This window comes from Caenimonas soli (assembly GCF_013155545.1).
GTDB lineage: Bacteria > Pseudomonadota > Gammaproteobacteria > Burkholderiales > Burkholderiaceae_C > Ramlibacter > Ramlibacter soli.
Map to the genome: position 1 here is coordinate 314,677 of NZ_JABJVV010000001.1, position 22,951 is coordinate 337,627.

Sequence of the window (22,951 nt, forward strand, 5' to 3'; positions counted from 1 at the left end):
CAATAGATTCGCGGCTTTGCGCCTCGGCGAGGTTGTGTTTAGTCCACAGGCCGCCTCGCTTTACAACTTTGCAGGGGGTTTCCCCGCAGAACGCTGATTCTTCCGAGCAAGTCATTGAATTCATTGAAGTTTTTCCTGCTCAATTTGTCATCGATTTGTCATGTCGAAGCATTGGCGCGGCTTGGCGCGGGGTGGGGGGCTATTTCTGCACAAAGTTATCCACAACTTCTGTGAGTCGTGTCCTACTCTGCGCCGGTGTTTTCCTACAGGCCGTGTGGAGTGCACGATAATCGGCCGCTACTTCAGAACTCGCACTCGCGCGGAGAACCTTCCCTTGCTTTCGATCATACAAGCCGCAGGCTGGCCGATTTGGCCGCTGGTAGCCTGCTCCATCCTCGCGCTCGCCCTCGTCATCGAGCGCTTCATCAGCCTCAAGACCGCCAAGGTCGCGCCTCCGAAACTGCTCGACGAGGCACTGGCCGTTTCGCGTTCCTCGGTGCCCGCGCCGGACGTCGTGGCGCAGCTGGCAAGCAACTCGGCACTCGGGGAGGTGTTGGCCAGCGGTTTCCGCGCGCTGAACTCCGACCCGCGCTGCACCGAGATCGACCTGCGCGCAACCATGGAACACACCGGCCGGGCTGTCGCCCATCGGCTGGAGCGTTACCTGAGCGCCCTGGCCACCATCGCGTCGGCTGCGCCCTTGCTCGGCCTGCTGGGCACGGTGATCGGCATGATCGAGATCTTCGGCTCGCAGGCGCCGTCCGGCGGCGCCACGGGGGGCAACCCGGCCCAGCTGGCGCACGGCATTTCCGTGGCCCTGTACAACACGGCATTCGGCCTGATCGTGGCGATCCCCTCGCTGATTTTCTGGCGCTACTTCCGGGGCCGCGTCGATGAGTACCTGCTGACGCTGGAGCTCTCCGCCGAACGCTTCGCCCGCCACCTCAATTCGCTGCGCGGCCGATGAATTTCCGCCCGCGCCAGAAGGAAGAGCCGGAGATCAACCTGATCCCGTTCATCGACGTGCTGCTGGTGGTGCTGATCTTCCTGATGCTGTCCACCACCTACAGCAAGTTCACCGAGCTGCAGCTGAAGCTGCCGGTCGCGGATGCCGACGCGCAGCGCGACTACCCCAAGGAAGTCATCGTTGCCGTGAGCAGCGACGGCCGGTTCTCGGTCAAGGGCGTGCCGGTGACCGGGCGCAGCGTCGAGGCCGTCGCGCAGGCCTTGGCCGAAGGCGCAAAGGCCGGCAAGGACAGCGTGGTCATCATCACGGCCGACGCCACCGCTCCGCACCAGTCCGTCATCACGGTGATGGAGGCGGCGCGCCGTTCGGGCTTGAACCAGATCACGTTCGCGACCCAATCCTCGGCCCAGGCCGGGAGTCGCTGACGATGGCCGAACGGCTGCAACGCGCATGGTTGCAGCGCGGCGCCCTCGCCTGCCTTTTGTGGCCGCTGTCGCTGGTGTTCGGCGCCCTGGCGGCCCTGCGCCGCGGCGCCTATCGCATCGGCCTTCTCAGGCGCCGGCGCGTGGCTGTCCCGGTCATCGTGGTCGGCAGCGTGGTCGTCGGTGGCTCGGGCAAGACGCCGGTGGTGATGGCGTTGGTCGAACATCTGCGATCGCGCGGGCTCGCGCCAGGCGTGATTTCCCGCGGCTACGGGCGCACCACACAGGACTGTCGCGAGGTGCGGCCCGTCAGTGAAGCGCACGAGGTGGGAGACGAGCCCCTGCTGATCGCCCGGGCCTGCGGCGTTCCGGTATTTGTGGCACCTGACCGCATCGAGGCGGCGCGGGCTTTGCTCAAGGCCTATCCGGCCACACAGGTCATCGTCTGTGATGACGGGTTGCAGCACTACGGCCTGCAGCGCGACATCGAAATCTGCGTGTTCGACGAGCGCGGCATCGGCAATGGCTGGCTGCTGCCCGCCGGCCCGCTGCGCGAGCCCTGGCCGCGCGCCGCCGATCTTGTCTTGCGTGCAGGCGATGCGAGCGGCATTCCCGGCTTCGACGTCAAGCGCCGGCTGGCATCCCAGGCCCGCCGTGGCGATGGGGCCAGAACGCCATTGGCGGCGCTGCAGGGACGGCCGTTGAAGGCCGTCGCCGGCATTGCGAAGCCGGAGGCTTTCTTTGCCATGCTGCGTGAGGCCGGCTTGCAGCTCGAACAAACCGTGTCGCTGCCCGACCATCACGATTTCCGCGCGCATCCGGTCAAGCCGGCAGGCATGGACCTGGTCTGCACCCAAAAGGATGCGGTCAAGCTATGGCGGCTCCAGCCGCAAGCCTGGGCCGTGCCGCTCGAGCTGGACATTGGCCCGCAATTCTGGAATGCGCTGGATCGCCTGATCGACGCGAAGCTATCATCCGCCCATGGATCCCAAACTGCTTGAGCTGCTGGTCTGCCCCGTCACCAAGGGGCACCTGGATTACGACCGCCAACACCAGGAACTGCTGTCGCGCAGCGCCCGGCTGGCCTACCCGATCCGCGACGGCATCCCGATCCTCCTGGAGGAGGAAGCCCGCACCTTGAGCGACGAAGAGCTGGAGCGCCTGCCCACGCGCACGCCGCTGGTGTAGCCGGCATGGATTTTTGCGTTCTCATTCCGGCGCGGCTGGCCTCGACCCGCCTGCCCGACAAGCCACTGGCCGACATCGCCGGCAAGCCCATGGTGGTGCGGGTGGCCGAGCGGGCGAGCGCCTCATCCGCGAGCCGGGTCGTGGTCGCCGCCGATCATGCGTCGATTGTCGAAGCATGCCGCGACAACGGCGTCGAGGCGGTATTGACGCGCGCCGATCACGTTTCCGGCAGCGACCGGCTGGCCGAGGCGTGCGAACTGCTGGGCCTGTCGGGACAGGACGCCGTGGTCAATGTGCAGGGAGACGAGCCGCAGATCGAGCCCGCGCTGATCGACTCGGTCGCAGCCCTGCTGGAGGCACGGCCCGAAGCCAGCATGAGCACCGCCGCCCACGCCATCGAGAGCGTTGACGAGTTCACCAACACCAACATCGTGAAGGTGGTGCTGGACGCAAAGGGGTTGGCGCTTTACTTCAGCCGCGCGCCCATCGCATGGTGGCGCGACGGGTTTGCCGCCGGCATCCAGGCCTTGCCCGAGCCGCGGCCGTTGCGCCATGTCGGCATCTACGGCTACCGCGCGGGCTTCCTGCGCGAGTTCCCGCGGCTGGCTCAAGCGCCGATCGAGGTAGCGGAGGCGCTGGAGCAGCTGCGCGCACTCTGGCACGGCCACCGTATTGCCGTCCATGTCACCGCGACGACGCCGGGCATCGGCGTCGACACGCCCGAGGACCTGGAGCGCGTGCGTGCGCTATGGCGCCAGGGCGCCGCGTAAGGCAGGCAAAAGGGCTCGCATGCTATCCTTTGCATCAATGATGCGCGACGGCTGGACGCGCCGAAACCAGCCTGCAGCGCCCGCCGATTTCTAACCTTCCCGAGGACATCCATGAGACTGATTTTGTTGGGCGCTCCCGGCGCAGGCAAAGGCACGCAAGCGACCTTCATCTGCCAGAAGTACGGCATCCCGCAAATCTCCACCGGCGACATGCTGCGCGCCGCGGTCAAGGCCGGCACGCCCCTGGGCCTGGAGGCCAAGAAAGTCATGGACTCGGGCGCCTTGGTGGGCGACGACATCATCATCGGCCTGGTCAAGGAGCGCCTGGCCCAGCCCGACTGCGCCAAGGGTTTCCTCTTCGACGGCTTCCCGCGCACCATCCCGCAGGCCGACGCGATGAAGGCCGCGGGCGTCAAGCTCGATTACGTGCTGGAGATCGACGTGCCATTCGAAGCCATCATCGAGCGCATGAGCGGCCGCCGCTCGCACACGGCATCGGGCCGCACCTACCACGTCAAGTTCAACCCGCCCAAGGTGGCCGGCATCGACGATGTGACGGGTGAGCCGCTGATCCAGCGCGAAGACGACAAGGAAGAGACCGTGAAGAAGCGGCTGGAGGTGTACGCGGCGCAGACCCGGCCCCTCGTGGACTACTACTCCAGCTGGGCCAAGGCCGATCCGGTCAACGCGCCCAAGTACCGCGCCATCAGCGGCACCGGCACGGTCGAAGAAATCACCGCCCGGGCATTCGCCGCGCTGTCGAGCTAAGCAAAGTCGGCGGACTCAGGCCGGGCTGGACCGCAAGGCATAGACCTTGCCGTCCACGAACAGGTATTCGGCCCGCAGCACGGCCTCGCCCTTTTCGTCCTTGAGGCCGAAGCCCACCACGGAAATCATGGTGCCGGGCTTGATCTCGGCGACCTTCCAGGCCTCCATCCGCGTCAGCGGCGCCAGCTCGATCTCCCACAGCGTTTCCTTGCGCGTGGGCACCGTGGCCTTGGCCAGCAATGGCTTGCCATCCACGTTGGCGCTTTGCGCAGGCAGCTGCCGCCTCGCCAGGTCGGCCGGCAGCTTCAGGCCGGGCACCACCTCGAGGTCGAGTTCAGCATGCGGGTTCTGCCACCGCGCCTTGACCACCTTGCCTTCGAGATAGAGCGGTCGATCCTGGTCGAAGCTGCTCCAGCCGTGATGCGCCCGGGCCAAAGGTACCAGCGCGGGCAGAGCGATAGCGGCGAGGACGAGGTCACGGCGTTTCATGGGGCTCCTTGCGAATCACGTCGTCATCGATAGGCGATCCAGCGGCCGCACGTGAGCACGCCCAGCCAGATCAAGGTAGAAGTCAGCATCAACACGCGGGCCGTGCCGTCGAGCTTGTCCAGCGAACGGCGGGCGTGGAACAACGCCGCATTACAGCCCGCAATCAATAGCAGCAGCATCTTCAGGGTGAAGGCGCGGTTGCTCAGCAGCTCATAGGGTTGCGTCGAAAACATCAGCAGCCCTGAAGCCGCGGCCAGGCAAAAACCGCTTGCAGCCAGGGTAAGACTCAGGCGCGCGAGTTCGCGCACGGGAAGCAGAGCGCCGCGGCCGAACACCCTCAGCTCCAGCAGCACCAGATTGCCGAGCAGCAGCGCTATTCCCGTGATGTGAACCACCTCGAGCATTGGATAGGCCCAGGGGCTGGCCTTCAGGGCCGCGAAAACCGGCAACGCGTCCACGTCAAGCCGCCGCGGCGAACAGCTCGAGCATCAACGCAATACGCGCCTTGACCGGCGACAGGGCGCCGGCGCTGGCCAAGGTGTCATCGGGGCGCGCGATCACACGACCCTGGGCGCAACGCGTCGCGCGCAATACCTTCACGCCCGCTCCTTGCGCCTTGACGAGCGCCGCCTCGAGTTCGTGGTGCAGCGTGCCATTGCCGGTCGCCGCGACCACCAGGCCATCGACGCCCTGCGCCAGCAACGCTTCGACGACGCGGCCGTTCGCGCCTGCGTGGCTCATGACGATTTCCACGCGCGGCCACTGAGTTGCCGTCGTCATGGCTTGCAGCGTGCGCACCGGCAGGCCCGGTCCGGCCTCCGGCCAATTCCTCGACAGGCGCGGCTGGCCTTCCTCGACGTAGCCGACAGGGCCGGCGTCGCCCGAACTGAAGGCATTCAGGCGATAGGTGTGCTGCTTGGCCACGTCGGCGGCCGCATGGATGGTCCCGGCGCAGACAACAACCACGCCGCGCGCACCGGCTGCCGAGGCCACCGCCACGGCATCGAGCACATTCTGCGGCCCGTCAGGGGTCACGGCCGTCGCCGGGCGCATCGCGCAGGTCAGCACCACCGGCTTGGCAGGTGCCAGTACGGACTGCAGGAAAAACGCGGTTTCCTCCAGCGTGTCGGTGCCGTGGGTGATCACGATGCCGGCGACATCCGCCTGCGCCAGCCAATGCCGGCATCGCAGCGCCAGGCGACCCCAGGTGTCCAGGCCCATGTCCTTGCTGTCGATCTGCGCGACCTGTTCGGCCACCAGCGGAAGCTTTTCCAGGGCGGCGATGGAGCCGAGCAGCTCGTTGATGCCGACCTGGGCCGCCGTGTACCCGATGTTGTCCTGCGCCGCCGATGCGGTGCCCGCTATCGTCCCGCCCGTGCCCAGAATCACGATTTTTTTGCCGGTCACTTGCGCACTTTCAAAAACTGTTTAAAAATACAGATACTGGATATTAAGACAGTGGAGCCACCAACATGCTCGATACACCCAAGCTCACAGCCCGCCAGCAACAGATTCTGGACCTGATCCAGAGCGCTATTGCCCGTACCGGGGCCCCGCCCACCCGCGCCGAAATCGCGGCTGAGCTCGGCTTCAAGTCCGCCAACGCGGCCGAGGAGCACCTGCAGGCCCTCGCCCGCAAGGGCGTGATCGAACTGGTCAGCGGCACTTCCCGCGGCATCCGCCTCAAGAGCGACGCCTTGCGGTCCATCAACGAATCGCGAAGCAAGCAGTTCTCCTTGCCCTTGCAAGGCCTGGCGCAACTGGCCCTGCCCCTCATCGGGCGTGTTGCCGCCGGCTCCCCGATTCTCGCGCAGGAGCACGTGGACCAGACCTACTACGTCGAGAGCAGCCTGTTCCAGCGCCGGCCCGACTACCTGCTCAAGGTGCGCGGCATGTCCATGCGCGACGCCGGCATCATGGATGGCGACCTGCTGGCCGTGCAGGCCACCAAGGACGCCAAGAACGGCCAGATCATCGTCGCCCGCCTCGGCGACGACGTGACCGTCAAGCGCTTTCGTCGCAACAAGCACCTGATCGAGCTGCATGCCGAAAACCCCGACTACGCCACCATCATCGTCGAGCCGGGCGAGCCGTTCGAGATCGAGGGACTGGCCGTCGGCCTGATCCGCAACACCATGCTCATGTAGTTCAAGGAGCATCGCATGGGAATCACTTTGTTTACCTTCAGCGGGCTGCTGGCTCCGCTGCAATCGCTGGTCGCCTGGTTTGCCGGTGCACCGCGCGGTCCGCACAATCTTTTGCAGTCGCGTCCCGCACTCGTTCACGCCCCAGCGGCCCGCACCTGTGCCCGCCGGCCCTTGCGAGTCGTTCGGGTGCTCGAAGCCTGCCCGGCACCTTCCGGCGCCGGGCGCATGGTGATCTCCGGCCGCATGGCCGACGTGTGCGCCGAGCTCGACCGCTTGGCCGCGCTCGAAGCAGCCGCAGGTTAGGCCTTCGCGCCGGCCAGGTAATCGGCCTTGCCCAACTCCACGCCGTTGTTGCGCAGGATGGCGTAGGCCATAGTCACGTGAAAGTAGAAGTTGGGCATGGCCCAGTGCTTCAGGTAGGCCTCCGCCTTCATCGTCCGGGTTTTTTCCGGGCCGATCGGAAAGGTGATGTCCTTGTCTTCGGTGCCATCCACTTTTTCGTCCGGCACGCTATTCAGGTAGTCCAGGGTCTTCTGGATCCGGGCCTTCAGCTCCGGAAACGTCGCTTCGTTGTCCTCGAATTTGGGCGCTTCCACACCCGAAATGCGGGCCATGCCGTTCTTCGCGGCGTCGCACGCAATGATGATCTGGCGCATGAACGGCAGCATGTCCGGGGCCAGCCGGAATTGCAGCAACGCCGTGGGATCGAACTTTTTGGCTTCCGCGTGGGCCTGGCCCTTGTCGAGAATGTGGCTCAGGTTGCCCAGCATGGCCTTGAAAACCGGCAAGCTGGCGGAAGACATCGAAATCGTCATTTGAACTCCTGGTAACAGAACGAAAGGCGCCATGCTAACTGCGCCGGGGGAAGTCTGCAGCGGGCCATCCGCGGGCCAAGGCACAATTCGGGGATGAATATTGTGATCCTCGACGATTACCAGGACGCGGTACGCAAGCTTCGCTGCGCCTCCAAGCTCGAAGCCTATCCCGCCAAGGTCTATACGAACACCGTCAAAGGCATAGGCCAGCTTTCGGTCCGGCTGCGCGACGCCGACGTCATCGTCCTCATCCGTGAGCGCACCCACATGACGCGGCTGTTGCTGGAGAAACTGCCGCGCCTGCGCATGATCGCCCAGACCGGGCGCGTGGGATCCCACGTCGACGTGCAGGCCTGTACCGAGCGCGGTATTGCCGTGGCAGAAGGCGTGGGTTCGCCGGTCGCGCCGGCCGAGCTGACCTGGGCCTTGATCATGGCGGCCATGCGCCGCCTGCCGCAGTACATCAGCACCCTCAAGCACGGCGGCTGGCAGCAATCGGGCCTGAAATCGGGCTCCATGCCAGCGAACTTCGGGCTGGGCGTTGTGTTGCGCGGAAGAACTCTGGGCATCTGGGGCTACGGCAAGGTCGGCCAACTGGTGGCCGGCTACGGAAAGGCATTCGGCATGCAGGTCGTGGTCTGGGGCAGCCAGTCGGCCCGTGAGCAGGCCGTCAGCGACGGCATGCAGGCCGCCACCTCGCGCGAGGAACTGTTCGCCCAGAGCGACGTGCTAAGCCTGCACCTGCGCCTGTCCGACGAGACCGCGGGCATCGTGACGCTGGAAGACCTGGGCCGCATGAAACCGACGTCCTTGCTGGTCAACACTTCGCGGGCCGAGCTGATTGCCCCTGACGCGCTGATCGCCGCCCTCAACCGCGGCAAGCCGGGCATGGCGGCCGTGGACGTATTCGAGAGCGAGCCCATCTTGCAAGGCCACGCCCTGCTGCGGTTGGAGAACTGCATCTGCACACCCCACATCGGCTATGTGGAGTTGGACAGCTACGAGATGTACTTCGGCGCGGCTTTCGATAATGTGGTCAACTTCATCAAGGGAACACCCACCAACATCGTGAACCCCGGCGCGCTGCAAGTCAGGCGCTAGGGTCTGCCTCCATAGCGAAGCCATCTTGCCGTCAGTGAACACAACGCCGGCCGGCGCCGCGGCCCAGGCCGCCCTGCCCGCGGTCCTTTGGCCGCTGCTGTTCGGCAACTTCGTCATCGGCACCGGCGTGATGGTCGTGCCCGGCACCCTCAACGAGATCAGCAGTAACCTCGACGTGTCGGTGGCCACGGCCGGCCAGCTGATCTCCGCATCGGCCCTGCTCATGTGCCTGGGCGCCCCGTTGCTGGCTGCGGTGGTGGCCGGGTGGGACCGCAGGCGGCTGCTCGCCCTGTCCATGGTCTGGTATGCGGCCCTGCATCTGGCCTGCATCGCCGCGCCGAGCTTTGCGGCATTGCTGCCATTGCGCGTCATCGCCATGATCGCCCCCGCCATATTCACGCCGCAGGCCGCGGCCTGCGTGGGCCTGCTGGTGCCACCCGAGCAGCGCGGGCGGGCCATTACCTTCGTGTTTCTCGGATGGTCGGTCGCTTCAGTGCTGGGCATGCCGATCGGCGCCTTCATCGGGGGCACGTTCGGCTGGCGCAGCGCGTTTGCCGCGGTCAGTTTGCTCAGCTTCATCGCGGCCGTTTGGGTGTGGCGCGCCATGCCCAACGGGGTCAGGCCGCCGGCCTTGTCCGCTGCGGACTGGCGCGAAACCCTGCGTTCCAAGGCGCTGATGCTGTGCGTGCTGGTCACGGTGTTGTTCTCGGCCGGGCAGTTCGTGCTGTTCTCGTATTTCGCCCCCTACTACAAGCTGAAGCTCGGCATCACCGCCGTTCAGCTCAGCCTGCTGCTCATGTGGTTCGGCGTGTTCGGCTTCATCGGCAACATGGTGATGTCGCGCAACATCGATCGCATCGGCGCTTCGCGCTCGGTGATGGTGGGCATCGCAGCGATGGCGCTGAGCCTGCTGATCTGGCCGCTCGGCACCGGCCTGGTGATGGCGGCGCTGGTGTCCATTCCCTGGGCCCTGGGCTGTTTTTCATCCAACTCGGCGCAGCAGGCGCGGCTGGTGGCAATCGCCCCGGCACTGGCATCGGCGTCTATCGCGCTGAACAGCTCCGCGATGTACGCAGGCCAGGCAATAGGCGCTGCCAGCGGTGGCTGGCTGATTTCCCACGATGGCATGGACACGCTGCATTGGGCCGGCTTTGCCGGCCTGCTGCTGGCCATGGCCATGAGCGCCTGGGCCACCCACTACCAAGGCACCCATCGCCGCTGATCGCGCTACGGGATAATCGCCCGATGACCCCTACCTACTCCACCGTGGGCGTAGTCGGCGCGGGCGCCATGGGCCGCGGTATCGCCCAGATCGCCGCCCAGGCCGGCAGCACCGTCAAGCTCTACGACACCCAGCCGCAGGCAGTTGCCAAGGCTCGCGATGAACTCTCCAACCAGTGGGACCGGCTGCTGGAAAAGGGCCGCATGGACGCGGCCGCGGTGCAGGCCTGCAAGCAGCGCCTGCAAGCTGCCGACAGCCTGCAGGCCCTGGCCGACTGCGACCTGGTGGTCGAGGCCGTCGTCGAGCGGCTGGACGTGAAGAAGGCGCTTTTCGGCGAGCTCGAATCCATCGTCAAGCCCGGCGCGGTGCTGGCCACCAATACCTCGTCGCTGTCGGTGACGGCGATTGCCGCCGGACTGAAGCGGCCGCAGCAGTTCGCCGGCTACCACTTCTTCAACCCGGTGCCGCTGATGAAAGTCGTGGAGGTGGTCGCCGGCCTGAAGACCGATCCCGCCGTCTGCCTGGGCTTGGCCGATTACGCCAGGCAGATGGGGCATACGCCGGTGCAGGCGCAGGACACCCCCGGCTTCATCGTCAACCACGCGGGACGTGGCTATGGCACCGAAGCGTTGCGCGTGGTGGGCGAAGGCGTGGCCGACTTCGCGACCATCGACCGCATCCTGAAGGACCAGGTCGGTTTCAAGCTCGGCCCCTTCGAGTTGATGGACCTGACGGCGCTGGACGTGTCGCACCCGGTGATGGAATCGGTCTACCGGCAGTATTACGACGAGCCGCGCTTCCGGCCCAGCGTCATCACGGCCCAGCGGCTGGCGGGCGGCATGGTCGGCAAGAAGGTCGGCGAAGGCTTTTATCGCTACGTGGACGGCAAGGCGCAGCTGCCGGCCGAGCCGGCGACTCCCGCGGTCGCCGAGATGCCGCCCGTTTGGGTATCCACTCGCGCCGCCCGCCGCACCGAGCTGTACCAGCTGCTCAAGGACCTGGGTGCGAAGATAGAAACCGGGCAGTCGCCCTCCCCGCAGGCCCTGACATTGGTCGCGCCGCTGGGCTTCGACGTAACCACGGTTGCAGTGGTGGAGCGGCTCGACCCGGCCCGCACGGTGGGCATCGACATGCTGATCGACGATGCCGCCACCAAGCGCCGCGTGCTTGCGACCAATCCCGCCACGCGCGCCGACATGAGCGACGCGGCGCATGCCTTGTTCGCGCGCGACGGCAAGGCGGTGAGCGTGATCCGCGATTCCGCCGGCTTCGTGACGCAGCGCGTAGTGGCGACCATCGTCAACATCGCCGCCGACATCTGCCAGCAGCGCATCTGCAGCCCCAAGGATCTCGAAACGGCCGTGACCCTGGGCCTGGGCTATCCGCTCGGCCCGCTGGCGATGGGCGACCGCTGGGGCCCCACCAATGTGCTCGAAGTTCTGTTCAACATGCAGACCGTCTATGGCGATCCGCGCTACCGCCCCAGCCCGTGGCTGCGCCGGCGCGGCGCGATCGGCCTGTCGCTGCTGCAAGAGGAGAGGTAGATGACAGCGGAACTCAAGAGCACGACCCAGGGCCGCACCATGGTCCTGACTCTCAGCAATCCCGAGAACCGGAATGCACTGGCGCCGCAGATGTATGCGGCGGGTGTGGAAGCCCTGAGCGTGGCGGAGAGCAGCGCGGACGTGCGCACTGTCGTGATCACTGGCGAGGGAGCGACGTTCTCGGCCGGCGGCAACCTGCAGCGCCTGCAAGCCAACCGCAATGAGCCGCCCGAGGTCCAGGCGCAAAGCATCGAGGGCCTGCACAGCTGGATCGAAGCGATCCGAACCTTTCCCAAGCCGGTGATCGCGGCCGTCGAAGGCGCCGCCGCCGGCGCAGGATTCTCGCTCGCACTGGCCTGCGACTTGATCGTCGCTGCGGACGACGCGGTCTTTGTCATGGCCTACAGCAATGTAGCCCTGTCGCCGGATGGCGGAGCCAGCTGGAGCCTGTCGCAGGCACTGCCGCGCCAGCTGGTCAGTGAGCTGCTGATGGGCGGCGAGCGCATCGGCGCTGCTCGCCTGCATGAGCTTGGCGTGGTCAATCGGGTGGCATTACCGGGCGCTACATTGGCTGACGCGCTGGAGCTGGCCGAAAAGCTCAACTCGCGCGCGCCCAATGCGCTGGCCAGCATCAAGGAGCTCATGAACGAGGCGGCCGGCGCCACGCTCCCCACGCACCTGGCCAGTGAGCGCGATCACTTCGTCAAGAACCTCCACCACGCCAACGCCGGAATCGGTATCGCCGCGTTCCTGGCCAAACAGCCGCCTGCCTACGAGTAGGCTTTCCCGTGCGAACTTTCAGGGGACAACCCCCGTTGTTTCGCCCGGTCCCGCACGCGACAATGTACGCGTAACCAGTCACTCAAAAGACAGACCATGGACGACCCCATTCTTACCATTGAAGAACGCGAGGCGATCAATTCCGGTCGCTGGTTTTCATCCCTATCACCATCACTGCGTCACGACATCCTCCGATGCGCCTACGTCAAACGCTACAAGGACGGCGAACTCATTGCGGCGCGCGGCGACGTACCCGAGGAGTGGATCGCCTGTGCCAAGGGCGCGGTACGGGTGAGCTCGACTTCGATCTCCGGCAAGCAGGTAACGCTGACCTATGTGGAGCCGGGAATCTGGTTCGGCGACGTGGCGATCTTCGACGGCGACCGGCGCACGCACGATGCGTATGCGCACGGGGACTCCACCATCCTGTGCGTGTCGCGCGGCGACCTGCGCAAGATCCTCAGCGAGCATACGGAGTTGTACGAAGCCATGCTGCGGCTGCACGCGCGGCGCATCCGCCAGCTGTTCGGCCTGGTCGAGGACTTGAATACGCTGCCGCTGCGGGCGCGTCTGGCCAAGCAGCTGACGCACCTGGTGCGCAGCTACGGCGTGACCTCACTGTCGAACGCGAGCGAAGTGCGCATCGGCCTGCACCTGGCGCAGGAAGAACTGGCGCAATTGCTGGGCGCTTCGCGCCAGCGGGTGAACCAGGAACTCAAGGCCATGGAGCGCGAGGACGTGATCCGCATCGAGCCGGGCGGGCTGGTGGTGCGCAATCGCGAGGCGCTGATGCGCATCATCGAAGCCGACAACTAAAAGCTATTGCATGACAGATTTCGACCATTTCATCGGCACGCGCCCTGTTTCAGACAAGCACGCTTTCGACACCGCCGTACTCACGGACTGGCTGGAGAAAAACCTGGAAGGCTTCGCCGGCCCGTTGACGGTCGAAATGTTCAAGGGTGGCCAGTCCAATCCCACCTACAAGCTGGTCACGCCCGGCAAGAGCTACGTGATGCGCGCCAAGCCCGGCCCGGTCGCCAAGCTGCTGCCCTCGGCCCACGCCGTCGAGCGCGAATTCGCGGTGATGCGCGGCCTGGGTGGCACCGATGTGCCGGTACCGCGCATGTACTGCCTGTGCGAGGACGAGTCCGTGATCGGCCGCGCCTTCTACGTGATGGAGTTCATGCAAGGCCGCGTCCTCTGGGACCAGGCGCTGCCCGAAATGACCCCGGCGCAGCGCGGCGAGATCTACGACGAAATGAATCGCGTCATTTCGGCGCTGCACACCGTGAAGTTCGCCGAGCGCGGCCTGGCCAACTACGGCAAGCCCGGCAACTACTTCGACCGCCAGATCGGCCGCTGGAGCAAGCAGTACGTCGCTTCCATCACCCAGCCCATCCCCGAGATGGACAAGCTGATCGCATGGCTGCCGGCCAATATCCCGGCGGGTGCGCGCGATGAGAACCGGGTGTCCATCGTCCACGGCGACTTTCGCCTCGACAACCTGATGTTCCATGCCACCGAGCCCCGCGTGATCGCCGTGCTCGACTGGGAGCTGTCCACGCTGGGCCATCCGCTGGCCGATTTCAGCTACCACTGCATGGCCTGGCACATCCCGCACGGATCGTTCCGCGGCATCGGCGGGCTGGACCACGCCGCCCTGGGCATTCCCTCCGAAGAGGAATACATCCGCCGCTACTGCGAACGCACCGGCTTCACCACGCCGCAGGAGCTGAAGACCGACTGGAACTTCTACATGGCCTACAACCTGTTCCGAATCGCCGCGATCCTGCAAGGCATCGCCAAGCGGGTCGAAGCCGGTACCGCATCGAGCGCGCAGGCCGCAACTTCCGGCGCCAGCGCCAGGCCCATGGCCGAGCTGGCGTGGCAATTTGCGCAGCGGGCCTGACCGCCCTTTCCACCAGCATTACCCCAAGGAAAACAAATGGACTTCGAGTACTCACCCAAGACCAAGGAACTTCAGGCCAAGCTGCTGAAGTTCATGGACGACTACATCTATCCCGCCGAAAAGGACTACGAGGCCGAGCTCGAAGCCAACACCAAGGCCGGCAAACGCTGGACCGCGCTGCAGACCATCGAAAAGCTCAAGCCGAAGGCCCGCGCCGCCGGCCTGTGGAACCTCTTCCTGCCGGTGGATAGCGCATCCGCGTCGGGCTACGAAGGTGCCGGCCTGACCAACCAGGAATACGCACCCTTGGCCGAGATCATGGGCCGCGTGATGTGGTCCAGCGAGGTGTTCAACTGCTCGGCGCCCGACACGGGCAACATGGAAACCATCGCCCGCTACGGCTCCGCGGACATCAAGGCGCGCTGGCTCAAGCCGCTGCTGGAAGGCCAGATCCGTTCGGCCTTCGCCATGACCGAGCCCGAGGTCGCCTCTTCGGACGCCACCAACATCTGCACCCGCATCGAGCGCCAGGGCAACGAGTACGTGATCAACGGCCACAAGTGGTGGATTTCCGGCGCCGCCGATCCGCGCTGCTCCGTCTTCATCACCATGGGCAAGACCGATCCGGAAGCGCCCCGCCATTCGCAGCAGAGCATGGTCATCGTCCCGGCGGATGCCAAGGGCATCCGCATCGTGCGGCCGCTGTCGGTGTTCGGCTACGACGACGCTCCGCACGGCCACGTCGAGATGTATTTCGAGAATGTCCGCGTGCCCGTGGACAACATCCTGCTGGGCGAAGGCCGCGGCTTCGAAATCGCCCAGGGTCGCCTTGGCCCGGGACGCATCCACCATTGCATGCGCCTGATCGGCCTGGCCGAGCGCTCGCTCGAGCTGATGTGCAAGCGCGCCTTGTCGCGCGTGGCCTTCGGCAAGACCGTGGCGCAGCAAAGCGTGACCCAGGAACGCATCGCCGAGGCCCGCTGCCAGATCGACATGGCCCGCCTGCTCACGCTCAAGGCCGCCTGGCTGATGGACGTGGCCGGCAACAAGGTCGCCAAGAACGAGATCGCGATGATCAAGGTGGTGGCGCCCAACATGGCCTGCCAGGTGATCGACTGGGCCATGCAGGTGCACGGCGGCGGCGGCGTCAGCGGCGACTTCCCGCTGGCCGCGGCCTATGCCGGCGCGCGCACCCTGCGCTTTGCCGACGGCCCGGACGAAGTGCACCGCAGCGCCATCGCCAAGTGGGAGCTGGGCAAGTACGGCAGCTACGGCCGCGACTCGCAGCCCGCCATTACTCGGGGCTAGGAATTTCCCGGGTAAACGCGCCGTCGAGCGCAGCCTCGCAGGCGCTGGTGAAGATCAGCGCCGCGTGTTGCAGCGTGGTCAGATCGGCCGGCGTGTACTCCATGCGCAGGTAAGCCTTGCCGCGCAGCAGCAAGACCATGAACGGCACCTCGGGCGAGGTTGCCGATACCGGCCACTCCGTCATCAGCCCCGCCAGCGCCGGATCTATCCATGCGACTGCGTCTTCGCGCCGGTCGGTCAGCACGCTGAAGCGATTCCAGAAATCGAGTGGCAGCTTGTCCCAGCCGACCTCCTTGAACATGGCCAGCCAGCGCATCTCTTCCGGCATGCTCGAATCGACCGAGGTCTGCAGCTGGTCGGTATAGATCTGGTAGGCCTTCTTCTCCAGCGACTCCTTGAGCGGCCGGTTCATCACCAACACGGCTACATCGTCCTGGATGCCCAGTTCCGCGCGGGCCCGCACTTCCGCCCCGAGGATGTAGTCGCGGGTGGGCCGGCCCAGCTGCAGCCGCCAGGGCTTTCCCCCGACCTTGCCTTCCAGCGCCATGCCATGGCCCGAGCCGTCAACTGAAAAAGCGAAGCCCTGCGTCGCGGCCCATTCGGAAACAGGCCCGCCTTGGGACAGCTGGGAGTTCGGGCCTTCCGGCTCCAGCGGTTCCTTCGCCTGCTTGGAAAAAGCCTTTTTGATGCGATCGAACATGCGGCGGGCATTTCACATAAAGTCGCATTATTAGGTCAAACACGAGCTAGAGGTGCTTTTCATGATCGACGTTTTCTCCTGGCCCACCCCCAACGGCCACAAGGTCCACATCATGCTGGAGGAGTGCGGCCTGCCGTACCGCGCCATACCGGTCAATATCGGTGCCGGCGACCAGTTCAAGCCGGAATTCCTGAAGATCAGCCCGAACAACAAGATTCCGGCGATCACCGACCCGCAAGGGCCGGACGGAAAACCGATTTCGCTCTTCGAATCCGGCGCCATCCTGGTCTATCTCGCCGCCAAGACCGGCAAATTCATGCCTGCATCCGACCGCGCCAAGTACGCAGTGCTGGAGTGGCTGATGTTCCAGATGGGGAGCGTAGGGCCGATGCTGGGGCAGACCCATCACTTCCGCATGTACGCGCCGGAAAAGCTCGAGTACGCGATCAACCGCTACAGCAACGAAGCCAAGCGCCTTTATGGCGTGATCGACAAGCGGCTGTCGCAAAACGCCTGGCTCGGCGGCGCCGATTATTCGATCGCCGACATCGCCACCTTCCCCTGGCTGCGCAGCTGGGAAAACCAGGGCATCGTGCTGGCGGACTATCCGCACCTGAAGGCATGGTTCGACAAGATCGCCGATCGCCCGGCCGTGCAGCGCGGGGTGAAGGTGCTGGCGGACCTGCGACGACCCATCACCGGCGACAAGGAGCGCGAAATCCTGTTTGGCAAGACGCAATACGAGCGTCACTAGTGCGCCGCCTAGCCGACTTGCCGTCGCCCAAGGGCCTGCCACTCATCGGCAATGTCCTGCAGCTCGAGTCTGAGCGACTGCATCTGATCCTGGAGGGTTGGTGCAAGGAGCTTGGTTCGACCTACACCATTGCCCTGGGGCCCAGGAAAGCGTTCGTCTGTTCCGATCCCGAACTGCTGCAGACCGCCTTGCGTGAGCGCCCGGAGCGCTATCGGCGCTATTCGCCCATCGAGTCGGTGATCAAGGAAATGGGGGCCAATGGGGTTTTTTCGGTGGAAGGCGAGGCATGGCGGCCGCAACGCCGGCTCATTATGCAGGCCCTTGCATCGACCCATTTCCGCGCATTCTTCCCGACGCTGCAAGCGATCACCGAACGCCTTTACAAGAGCTGGCGGCGCGCCGCGGCTGGCGGCGAAGTCGTCGACATGACGCACGACCTGGTGCGCTACACGGTTGATGTCACGACCGCCCTGGCTTTCGGCGAGGATCCCAACACCATCGATCAGTCGGGCAATGCGATCCAGGATCACCTGGCCCTGATTTTTCCCATGCTGATGGTGCGGATCAACGCGCCCTTCCCCCTGTGGCGCTACGTCAAGCTCCCCAGGGACCATAGGTTCGAGCGCTCGCTGGCCGCGGTGAAGCTGCACATCGACGGCCTGATCGAACGGGCGCGCCGGCGGCGGCGCGACGAACCGGCACAAAGCCCGCGCAACGTGCTCGAAGCGATGCTGGTGGCCAGCGATGAGCCGAACTCCGGCATCACGGACGCCGTCATTTCGGCCAACGTCATGACGCTGTTGCTCGCCGGCGAAGACACCACGGCGCACACGCTGGCCTGGACGATGCCGTTCCTCTGCGCCGACCCGCAATTGCAGGCCCGCCTGCATGACGCGGCGGCCGAGGTTCTGGGCGCGGCAAACGTGTGCCCGTCGTTCGAGGACTTGCGCCGGCTCGACTTGTTCGAGGCATGCGCACACGAAGCCACGCGCCTGAAGCCGATCGTTCCGCTGATATTTTTGGAGCCGCTGGAGGACGTGGTGCTGGGCGACGTGGCATTGCCGGCGGGAACGCCGCTGTTTTTTGTATTGCGTCCCGCCATGGTCGATGAGGCGCACTTTGGTCGCCCCGAACTGTTCTTGCCGCAGCGCTGGGCGACCGGCCATGAAGCAGTCCAGCCGCACGATACGCGCGCCTACGCGCAATTCGGCGCCGGACCGCGGATGTGCCCAGGGCGGCATCTGGCGGGGGTTGAACTGCGGCTGGTGCTGTCCATGCTTGCCCGCAACTTTTCGATGGAGCTGGCCGTGGACCGGGATGCCATCAAGGAGGTGCTGGCCTTCACCATGATGCCCAGCACCATGCCGGTACGGTTGAAATTGCTGAGGTCCCAGATTTTCTAACGCACCAAAGAGTGCGCGCCGAGGACAGCCAGCACGTTCTTGGCGGCCGCAATACCCATATTCACATAGGCATCGTTCGTGACGCCCCCGATGTGAGGGCTGAGCACGAGATTGGGTTGGTGATGAAAAGGGTGCGGGGCCGTCATGGGTTCCACTGCAAAGCTGTCGAGGCCGGCCGATGCCACCTGCCCAGACTGGAGCGCCTGCAGCAGGGCTGCCTCGTCGATCAATCCGCCGCGAGCGGTGTTGACAATAATCACACCCTTCTTGCAGGCCGCCAAGGTAGTTGCGTTGACCAAGGCCCGGTTCTCGGATGTCAGCGGGCAGTGCAGCGATATCGCGTCCGACTCGCGCCAGATTGTCGCCAGATCCACCTGCTCCACGTACTCCGGGAGGTCCTTCGCGAATGGATCAAACCCGATGACCCGCATGTCCATGGCGTGCGCTACGCGCGCGAAACGGCGACCGATCGCTCCGAGGCCGACGACGCCCACCGTGCGCCCGCACAACTCGACGCTCTTGTGCGTCGCCTTGTCCCAGTATCCCGCGTGCATCCGCTCGTTCAGCTTGACCACCGACTTGGCACATGCCAATAGCAGCGTCATCGCCTGCTCCGCCACTGCAGGGGCATTGGCGCCGGCGGCGGCCGTCACCTCGATGCCACGGGCCTTGGCTGCCGGCTTGTCGATCGTGTCGGTGCCGCTGCCATGCTTGGAAATGACTCGCAGGGATGGCGCCGCATCCATCACCTCCGGGGTGATCTGGCTATAGCGAACGATGATGCCCACTGGATCGTGCCGGCTGGCCAGCGCTACCAGGTCCGGCACCTGCGGTGTCTTGCCGGCATATACGATCTCGAAGTCCTGCAGCAACGCCAGTGCCTGAGGCGCCAAGTCCGCGGCCGTCACCAGAATCGCTTGCTTGCTCACAACGACTCCCCTTCCTTCAACACCCCGGCGGTGCGCAAGGCGGCCTCCAGCCACGGAGCGCTCGTATTGCCCTGCTTGATCTGTGCGATGCGCTTTGCTTCGTCAGCCACCTTCTTTTCGGCCAGTGGCAGCAGCGATTCGATCTTCGATCGCTCGATCACGACGACACCGTCCCCGTCGCCAATGATGAAGTCCCCCGGGTAGACGGTCACTCCGCCCACGGTGACCGGATGCCCGATGCGGCCGCTGACCTGCTTGGTTGGCCCATTGGGATTCGTTCCCACGGAAAACACCGGGAAGTCCATCTCGTCGATCTCCAGGCTGTCGCGCACGGCGCCGTCCACGACAACGCCCGCGATGCCCAGTTGCTTGCAGGCCGTCATCATGATGGTGCCCATCAGCGCCGCCGTCTGGTCGCCCTTGCCGTCGATGACGAGCACATCGCCCGGCTTGGCCAATGCCATTGCGGCATGGATCATCAGGTTGTCGCCGGGACGAACGTCCACGGTGAACGCGGTGCCGGCCAGCTTCATGCGCGGACGCAGAGCCGTGATACGCCCATGCAGCGCGCCGCGGCGGCCGTTGACGTCGGCCAGGATGGCGGGCTGGAACTGCGAAGCCTTGTTGACCAGGCTTGCCGGAACGCGCGGGAATTCTTGAACGATGTCGGAAGAGGTGTTCATCTGTTTGCTCCTCAATCGACCTTGGCGCCGGATTCCTTGACCACTTTGCCCCAGCGGGCAATGTCGTCATGGATCAGCTTGCCGAATTGCTCGGGCGTGCTGCCTGCAACATCGGCACCCTGGTCGCTGAGCTTCTTGAGAAGGTCGGGCGCTTGCAAGGCCTTGTTGATTTCGGCGTTCAGCTTGGCCACCACTTCCTTGGGCAGCTTGGCGGGGCCGGCGATGCCGAACCAGGTCACGGCTTCAAAGCCCTTGTAGCCGGATTCGGCCACGGTCGGCACCTGCGGCAGGTCGTCGGCTCGCTTGGCGGAGGTGACCGCGAGCGCGCGCATCTTCCCGCCCTTGATGTGGCCAATCAGCGTGGGCACCGAGGAGACATAGATCTGAACCTGGCCCCCGATCAAGTCGGTTGCGCCCTGCGCCGCGCCCTTGTAGGGGACATGCGTCAGCTTGACGTTGGCGGTGCGCTGGAACAGCTCTGTTGCCAGGTGCGCAACGGTGCCGTTGCCGGAAGTTGCATAGTTCAGCTCCAAAGGCTTGCTGCGTGCGGCAGCAACCAGGTCGGCCAACGTCTTGTACGGGGAATCGGCAGCCACGACCAACACCAGGGGAGCGCTGGCGACCATGCTCACCGGCGCCAGGTCCTTGACGGGGTCATAGGGCAGCTTGCTGTAGAGCGTGGGGTTGATCGCGAGGTTGCTGGTCTGCCCCAAGACCACGGTGTAGCCGTCCGGCGCGGACTTGGCTGCAGCGTCCACGCCCAGGTTGCCACCCGAGCCCGGCTTGTTGTCGACGATCACGGTCCACCCGGTATTGGCTGCCAGCTTCTGGCCGAGTTCGCGGCCAATGATGTCCGTACCGCCACCAGCTGGGAACGGAACGATCAACTTGATGGGCTTGGCAGGCCATGCCTGGGCAAAGGCGGCGGTAGCAAATGCGCTGACCAGGACCAGGCCAAGCGCTGCTCGACGGGGGAATTGCATGTTGTCTCCTGTGATGTGCGGACTGGAAATGCCGCCATGGACAGACTGTACTTGCGCGTTTCACGCCATACAATGGTGTTCCACACTACAGACCATGTTGCACCATGCGAAACGCATCCATTGCTCGTAACCCTGAGCCCGAAGCGGACGACCCAGGCGCGGGCGGCGTGACTGCCGTGACTCGCGCCTTGGCACTGATGGAGGCGTTCAACGTCGGAGAGCCCAGCCTGTCGCTGGCCGAGTTAAGCCGCCGTTCGCGGATGCACAAGACCACGGTGCTGCGACTTGTCCGCACCCTTGCGATGTCAGGCTACATGGTCCAGCGAGAGGATGGCGAGTGGCGACTCGGCCCCGCAACCGGGTGGCTGGGCGCGCGCTACCAGGCGGGCTTCGACGTCAACAATGTCGTGGAGCCTGTCCTGCGCCAACTAAGCAGTGCAACCGGAGAAAGCGCCTCGTTCTATGCGCGCGAAGGTGATATTCGAGCGTGCATCTCCCGCGTCGAGGGCCCGCAGGCAGTGCGTCACCACGTGCGCATCGGGGAACGGCTGCCGTTGGACAAGGGTGCGCCCGGCCGCGTTATCCTCGCCTTCATGGGCGAGAAGGGCAAGGTCTATGAGCAGATCCGCCAACGCGGCTACCACATCTCGATCGGCGAGCGCGAGCCAGAAGTGTCGAGCATCGCCGCACCCGTATTCGGCCTCAACTGGAAGCTGCTCGGGTCCATTTGCATCTCGGGCCCCAGCGCGCGGCTTTCCCTTAAGAAGCTGGAAGCCCACGCCAAGATCGTGATCAAGGCGTCGAATCAGCTTTCTTATGCGTTGGCGGGCAGCCGGTCTGCGCAGACGCCCGGGGTCGTGTCCGCCTGGCATCCGTCCTGATGGATGAGCTGGCTGGTACTAGTCCGGGACATTTATCCCGTGCAAGTTGCCGCTTTGTCCCACCCGCCGAGTGAGGTGCGAGCCTAAGCTGAATGTCACCAACAATCAGGGAGTGCATTGGTGAGCACAAAAACGGCGCATCGCATTTTTACCACCTGGATCTTCGCATCGTTGATGGCGGCCTGCGGCGGCAGTGGTCCGCCGGCTGAATGCCCTCCCAACGTACACCCAGCTTTTTGCACCGCGCGCCCTGGCGACGGCGGTGGCGGTGGGCCGGTCAACGATCCGGCGGCCTCGGCTGGCCTGTGGGAAGGCAGCACGTCCAGCGGCCGCCAGACCTTCGGCGCCGTGCTGAGCGATGGCACCTACTGGTTCTTCTACACGTTGATTGGGGACTTCTCGCGCATCGCAGGCCTGGCCCAGGGGACTGCCACGAGTGCCGGCGGCACGCTGACGTCTACCAACGGGCTGGATTTCAGCCTCGAAGGAATGGGCGCGACTACCGCGAACATCCTGGGGACCTTCGTGCCGCAGACCTCGCTCAGCGGCACGATTCGCTATCCCGACGAAAGCGTGTCGTTCACCACCAGCTTTACCACCCTCCCGTCGGCCACGCTTTCGCAGATTGCAGGCAACTACCGCGGCGAGGCGGCTGTCGTTAGCGCCCCCACGGCGGAGTCGCTCAGCGTTACCGTAAATGCCAGCGGCGTCATCGGCGGCACCACCGCGAATGGCTGCAACTTCGCAGGGACCGCCACTCCGCGCACCGACGTTGCGGCAGTGTTCGATATCACACTGACTTTCAGTAGCCGCGTCTGCGCTCTTGGGATTACCACGGTGCGTGGTATCGCGATCTATGACACGAACACGGGACAACTCTTGAGCGCGGCCGTCAATCCCGGCCGGACGGATGGCTTCCTGGCCCTTGTCACGAAGCAATAGCAGCGGGGGACGGGCGCGGTCGTGCAGGGTATTGCGTGGCCTGCCCGGAGGGAATCGAACCCCCGACAACCGGCTTAGAAGGCCGGTGCTCTATCCAACTGAGCTACGGGCAGATTCTGATTGATTGGTCGGAGCGATAGGATTCGAACCTACGACCCTCTGGTCCCAAACCAGATGCGCTACCAGACTGCGCTACGCTCCGAAGCCGCCATTCTAGCTGGCGCAGCCGTCGCTTTCCTCGGG

At 65.1% G+C, this 22,951-nt stretch carries 27 protein-coding genes and 2 tRNA genes; 19 read left to right on the top strand and 10 right to left on the bottom strand.

The window, feature by feature from the left end; genetic code table 11:
- The first annotated feature begins 334 nt into the window (after positions 1-334).
- From HNE04_RS01515 to adk, 6 genes are all read left to right on the top strand, one after another.
- Positions 335-967 carry a MotA/TolQ/ExbB proton channel family protein gene (locus HNE04_RS01515; protein ID WP_172216095.1) on the top strand — a complete coding sequence of 211 codons (633 nt, stop codon included), beginning with the start codon at positions 335-337 and terminating at the stop codon, positions 965-967.
- A complete protein-coding gene (locus HNE04_RS01520; protein ID WP_172216097.1) occupies positions 964-1,392 on the top strand; it encodes an ExbD/TolR family protein in 429 nt (142 codons plus the stop codon). Before HNE04_RS01515 ends, HNE04_RS01520 begins: the two co-directional genes overlap by 4 nt.
- Positions 1,365-2,390, top strand: coding sequence for a tetraacyldisaccharide 4'-kinase (gene lpxK / locus HNE04_RS01525; RefSeq protein WP_172216750.1), 1,026 nt, complete (start codon positions 1,365-1,367; stop codon positions 2,388-2,390). Before HNE04_RS01520 ends, lpxK begins: the two co-directional genes overlap by 28 nt.
- Complete coding sequence (locus HNE04_RS01530) at positions 2,371-2,577, top strand: Trm112 family protein (protein WP_172216099.1); 207 nt, start codon at positions 2,371-2,373, stop codon at positions 2,575-2,577. The genes lpxK and HNE04_RS01530 overlap by 20 nt, the downstream gene beginning before the upstream one ends.
- 5 nt (positions 2,578-2,582) lie before the next feature.
- Positions 2,583-3,347 carry a 3-deoxy-manno-octulosonate cytidylyltransferase gene (gene kdsB / locus HNE04_RS01535; protein ID WP_172216101.1) on the top strand — a complete coding sequence of 255 codons (765 nt, stop codon included), beginning with the start codon at positions 2,583-2,585 and terminating at the stop codon, positions 3,345-3,347.
- Positions 3,348-3,458: 111 nt separating this feature from the next.
- Positions 3,459-4,115, top strand: coding sequence for an adenylate kinase (adk, locus tag HNE04_RS01540; protein WP_172216103.1), 657 nt, complete (start codon positions 3,459-3,461; stop codon positions 4,113-4,115).
- A gap of 15 nt (positions 4,116-4,130) precedes the next feature.
- Here the strand turns inward: adk and HNE04_RS01545 are convergent, their stop codons facing one another.
- Genes HNE04_RS01545 through HNE04_RS01555 form a run of 3 tightly spaced genes read right to left on the bottom strand, consistent with a single transcriptional unit; the run spans position 4,131 to position 6,011 of the window.
- Positions 4,131-4,604 (bottom strand): DUF6152 family protein, encoded by a 474-nt coding sequence (locus tag HNE04_RS01545; RefSeq protein ID WP_172216105.1) that lies wholly within the window; start codon positions 4,602-4,604, stop codon positions 4,131-4,133.
- Positions 4,605-4,627: 23 nt separating this feature from the next.
- A complete protein-coding gene (locus HNE04_RS01550; protein WP_172216752.1) occupies positions 4,628-5,008 on the bottom strand; it encodes a hypothetical protein in 381 nt (126 codons plus the stop codon).
- Positions 5,009-5,063: 55 nt separating this feature from the next.
- Positions 5,064-6,011, bottom strand: coding sequence for an asparaginase (locus HNE04_RS01555; RefSeq protein ID WP_172216107.1), 948 nt, complete (start codon positions 6,009-6,011; stop codon positions 5,064-5,066).
- Positions 6,012-6,076: 65 nt separating this feature from the next.
- Between HNE04_RS01555 and lexA the strand changes: the two genes are divergently transcribed.
- Both lexA and HNE04_RS01565 read left to right on the top strand, forming a co-directional pair.
- Positions 6,077-6,751 (top strand): transcriptional repressor LexA, encoded by a 675-nt coding sequence (gene lexA, locus HNE04_RS01560; protein WP_172216109.1) that lies wholly within the window; start codon positions 6,077-6,079, stop codon positions 6,749-6,751.
- Between the two features lie 15 nt (positions 6,752-6,766).
- Positions 6,767-7,054 carry a hypothetical protein gene (locus HNE04_RS01565; protein WP_172216111.1) on the top strand — a complete coding sequence of 96 codons (288 nt, stop codon included), beginning with the start codon at positions 6,767-6,769 and terminating at the stop codon, positions 7,052-7,054.
- Here the strand turns inward: HNE04_RS01565 and HNE04_RS01570 are convergent.
- The gene (locus tag HNE04_RS01570) at positions 7,051-7,566 is read right to left on the bottom strand and encodes a DUF1993 domain-containing protein (RefSeq protein WP_172216113.1); all 516 of its coding nucleotides are present in this window, start codon (positions 7,564-7,566) and stop codon (positions 7,051-7,053) included. The two genes, HNE04_RS01565 and HNE04_RS01570, sit on opposite strands and share 4 nt — an antisense overlap.
- A 93-nt stretch (positions 7,567-7,659) precedes the next feature.
- Here HNE04_RS01570 and HNE04_RS01575 point away from each other — a divergent pair, with 93 nt between their 5' ends.
- The 7 genes from HNE04_RS01575 to HNE04_RS01605 all read left to right on the top strand — a co-directional run bounded on the left by HNE04_RS01575 (position 7,660) and on the right by HNE04_RS01605 (position 15,433).
- On the top strand, positions 7,660-8,667 hold the full coding sequence (locus HNE04_RS01575) for a D-2-hydroxyacid dehydrogenase family protein (RefSeq protein WP_172216115.1): 1,008 nt from the start codon (positions 7,660-7,662) through the stop codon (positions 8,665-8,667).
- A 34-nt stretch (positions 8,668-8,701) separates the two neighbouring features.
- Positions 8,702-9,889 (top strand): MFS transporter, encoded by a 1,188-nt coding sequence (locus HNE04_RS01580; RefSeq protein WP_328700239.1) that lies wholly within the window; start codon positions 8,702-8,704, stop codon positions 9,887-9,889.
- Positions 9,890-9,912: 23 nt separating this feature from the next.
- Entirely contained in the window at positions 9,913-11,433 is a 1,521-nt protein-coding gene (locus HNE04_RS01585; protein ID WP_172216117.1) for a 3-hydroxyacyl-CoA dehydrogenase, read from the top strand.
- The gene (locus HNE04_RS01590; RefSeq protein ID WP_172216119.1) at positions 11,434-12,213 is read left to right on the top strand and encodes an oxepin-CoA hydrolase, alternative type; all 780 of its coding nucleotides are present in this window, start codon (positions 11,434-11,436) and stop codon (positions 12,211-12,213) included. It abuts the gene before it with no gap.
- Positions 12,214-12,309: 96 nt separating this feature from the next.
- Complete coding sequence (locus tag HNE04_RS01595; RefSeq protein WP_172216121.1) at positions 12,310-13,029, top strand: Crp/Fnr family transcriptional regulator; 720 nt, start codon at positions 12,310-12,312, stop codon at positions 13,027-13,029.
- A 10-nt stretch (positions 13,030-13,039) separates the two neighbouring features.
- Entirely contained in the window at positions 13,040-14,125 is a 1,086-nt protein-coding gene (locus HNE04_RS01600) for a phosphotransferase (protein WP_172216123.1), read from the top strand.
- A gap of 36 nt (positions 14,126-14,161) precedes the next feature.
- Positions 14,162-15,433 carry an acyl-CoA dehydrogenase family protein gene (locus HNE04_RS01605; protein ID WP_172216125.1) on the top strand — a complete coding sequence of 424 codons (1,272 nt, stop codon included), beginning with the start codon at positions 14,162-14,164 and terminating at the stop codon, positions 15,431-15,433.
- On the opposite strand, the gene HNE04_RS01610 is transcribed toward HNE04_RS01605, so the two are convergent.
- Positions 15,420-16,133: a hypothetical protein gene (locus HNE04_RS01610; protein ID WP_235964708.1), complete on the bottom strand. Its 714-nt coding sequence runs from the start codon at positions 16,131-16,133 to the stop codon at positions 15,420-15,422. The two genes, HNE04_RS01605 and HNE04_RS01610, sit on opposite strands and share 14 nt — an antisense overlap.
- Before the next feature lie 61 nt (positions 16,134-16,194).
- On the opposite strand from HNE04_RS01610, the gene HNE04_RS01615 reads away from it, so the two are divergent.
- Positions 16,195-16,887 carry a glutathione binding-like protein gene (locus tag HNE04_RS01615; RefSeq protein WP_172216127.1) on the top strand — a complete coding sequence of 231 codons (693 nt, stop codon included), beginning with the start codon at positions 16,195-16,197 and terminating at the stop codon, positions 16,885-16,887.
- On the top strand, positions 16,887-18,290 hold the full coding sequence (locus HNE04_RS01620) for a cytochrome P450 (protein WP_328700240.1): 1,404 nt from the start codon (positions 16,887-16,889) through the stop codon (positions 18,288-18,290). Before HNE04_RS01615 ends, HNE04_RS01620 begins: the two co-directional genes overlap by 1 nt.
- On the opposite strand, the gene HNE04_RS01625 is transcribed toward HNE04_RS01620, so the two are convergent.
- Genes HNE04_RS01625 through HNE04_RS01635 form a run of 3 tightly spaced genes read right to left on the bottom strand, consistent with a single transcriptional unit; the run spans position 18,287 to position 20,885 of the window.
- Positions 18,287-19,219, bottom strand: coding sequence for a hydroxyacid dehydrogenase (locus HNE04_RS01625; protein ID WP_172216129.1), 933 nt, complete (start codon positions 19,217-19,219; stop codon positions 18,287-18,289). The two genes, HNE04_RS01620 and HNE04_RS01625, sit on opposite strands and share 4 nt — an antisense overlap.
- Positions 19,216-19,902: an RraA family protein gene (locus HNE04_RS01630; RefSeq protein WP_172216131.1), complete on the bottom strand. Its 687-nt coding sequence runs from the start codon at positions 19,900-19,902 to the stop codon at positions 19,216-19,218. Before HNE04_RS01630 ends, HNE04_RS01625 begins: the two co-directional genes overlap by 4 nt.
- An 11-nt stretch (positions 19,903-19,913) precedes the next feature.
- Positions 19,914-20,885: a Bug family tripartite tricarboxylate transporter substrate binding protein gene (locus tag HNE04_RS01635; RefSeq protein WP_172216133.1), complete on the bottom strand. Its 972-nt coding sequence runs from the start codon at positions 20,883-20,885 to the stop codon at positions 19,914-19,916.
- A gap of 104 nt (positions 20,886-20,989) precedes the next feature.
- Here HNE04_RS01635 and HNE04_RS01640 point away from each other — a divergent pair, with 104 nt between their 5' ends.
- Both HNE04_RS01640 and HNE04_RS01645 read left to right on the top strand, forming a co-directional pair.
- Positions 20,990-21,766: an IclR family transcriptional regulator gene (locus tag HNE04_RS01640; RefSeq protein ID WP_172216135.1), complete on the top strand. Its 777-nt coding sequence runs from the start codon at positions 20,990-20,992 to the stop codon at positions 21,764-21,766.
- A 120-nt stretch (positions 21,767-21,886) separates the two neighbouring features.
- On the top strand, positions 21,887-22,708 hold the full coding sequence (locus HNE04_RS01645) for a hypothetical protein (protein WP_172216137.1): 822 nt from the start codon (positions 21,887-21,889) through the stop codon (positions 22,706-22,708).
- 36 nt (positions 22,709-22,744) lie between these two features.
- Here HNE04_RS01645 and HNE04_RS01650 read toward each other — a convergent pair.
- Both HNE04_RS01650 and HNE04_RS01655 read right to left on the bottom strand, forming a co-directional pair.
- Positions 22,745-22,821, bottom strand: a tRNA-Arg gene (locus HNE04_RS01650).
- Between the two features lie 12 nt (positions 22,822-22,833).
- Positions 22,834-22,910: transfer RNA gene (locus HNE04_RS01655), tRNA-Pro, on the bottom strand.
- Positions 22,911-22,951: the final 41 nt, after the last annotated feature.

Bases quoted from the DNA above. Each gene is read 5' to 3' on its own strand.
- HNE04_RS01520 (WP_172216097.1), top strand. From the start codon at position 964: ATGAATTTCCGCCCGCGCCAGAAGGAAGAGCCGGAGATCAACCTGATC.
- HNE04_RS01530 (WP_172216099.1), top strand. From the start codon at position 2,371: ATGGATCCCAAACTGCTTGAGCTGCTGGTCTGCCCCGTCACCAAGGGG.
- kdsB (WP_172216101.1), top strand. From the start codon at position 2,583: ATGGATTTTTGCGTTCTCATTCCGGCGCGGCTGGCCTCGACCCGCCTG.
- adk (WP_172216103.1), top strand. From the start codon at position 3,459: ATGAGACTGATTTTGTTGGGCGCTCCCGGCGCAGGCAAAGGCACGCAA.
- HNE04_RS01545 (WP_172216105.1), bottom strand. From the start codon at position 4,604: ATGAAACGCCGTGACCTCGTCCTCGCCGCTATCGCTCTGCCCGCGCTG.
- HNE04_RS01550 (WP_172216752.1), bottom strand. From the start codon at position 5,008: ATGCTCGAGGTGGTTCACATCACGGGAATAGCGCTGCTGCTCGGCAAT.
- lexA (WP_172216109.1), top strand. From the start codon at position 6,077: ATGCTCGATACACCCAAGCTCACAGCCCGCCAGCAACAGATTCTGGAC.
- HNE04_RS01565 (WP_172216111.1), top strand. From the start codon at position 6,767: ATGGGAATCACTTTGTTTACCTTCAGCGGGCTGCTGGCTCCGCTGCAA.
- HNE04_RS01570 (WP_172216113.1), bottom strand. From the start codon at position 7,566: ATGACGATTTCGATGTCTTCCGCCAGCTTGCCGGTTTTCAAGGCCATG.
- HNE04_RS01575 (WP_172216115.1), top strand. From the start codon at position 7,660: ATGAATATTGTGATCCTCGACGATTACCAGGACGCGGTACGCAAGCTT.
- HNE04_RS01585 (WP_172216117.1), top strand. From the start codon at position 9,913: ATGACCCCTACCTACTCCACCGTGGGCGTAGTCGGCGCGGGCGCCATG.
- HNE04_RS01590 (WP_172216119.1), top strand. From the start codon at position 11,434: ATGACAGCGGAACTCAAGAGCACGACCCAGGGCCGCACCATGGTCCTG.
- HNE04_RS01595 (WP_172216121.1), top strand. From the start codon at position 12,310: ATGGACGACCCCATTCTTACCATTGAAGAACGCGAGGCGATCAATTCC.
- HNE04_RS01600 (WP_172216123.1), top strand. From the start codon at position 13,040: ATGACAGATTTCGACCATTTCATCGGCACGCGCCCTGTTTCAGACAAG.
- HNE04_RS01605 (WP_172216125.1), top strand. From the start codon at position 14,162: ATGGACTTCGAGTACTCACCCAAGACCAAGGAACTTCAGGCCAAGCTG.
- HNE04_RS01610 (WP_235964708.1), bottom strand. From the start codon at position 16,133: ATGTTCGATCGCATCAAAAAGGCTTTTTCCAAGCAGGCGAAGGAACCG.
- HNE04_RS01615 (WP_172216127.1), top strand. From the start codon at position 16,195: ATGATCGACGTTTTCTCCTGGCCCACCCCCAACGGCCACAAGGTCCAC.
- HNE04_RS01630 (WP_172216131.1), bottom strand. From the start codon at position 19,902: ATGAACACCTCTTCCGACATCGTTCAAGAATTCCCGCGCGTTCCGGCA.
- HNE04_RS01635 (WP_172216133.1), bottom strand. From the start codon at position 20,885: ATGCAATTCCCCCGTCGAGCAGCGCTTGGCCTGGTCCTGGTCAGCGCA.
- HNE04_RS01640 (WP_172216135.1), top strand. From the start codon at position 20,990: ATGCGAAACGCATCCATTGCTCGTAACCCTGAGCCCGAAGCGGACGAC.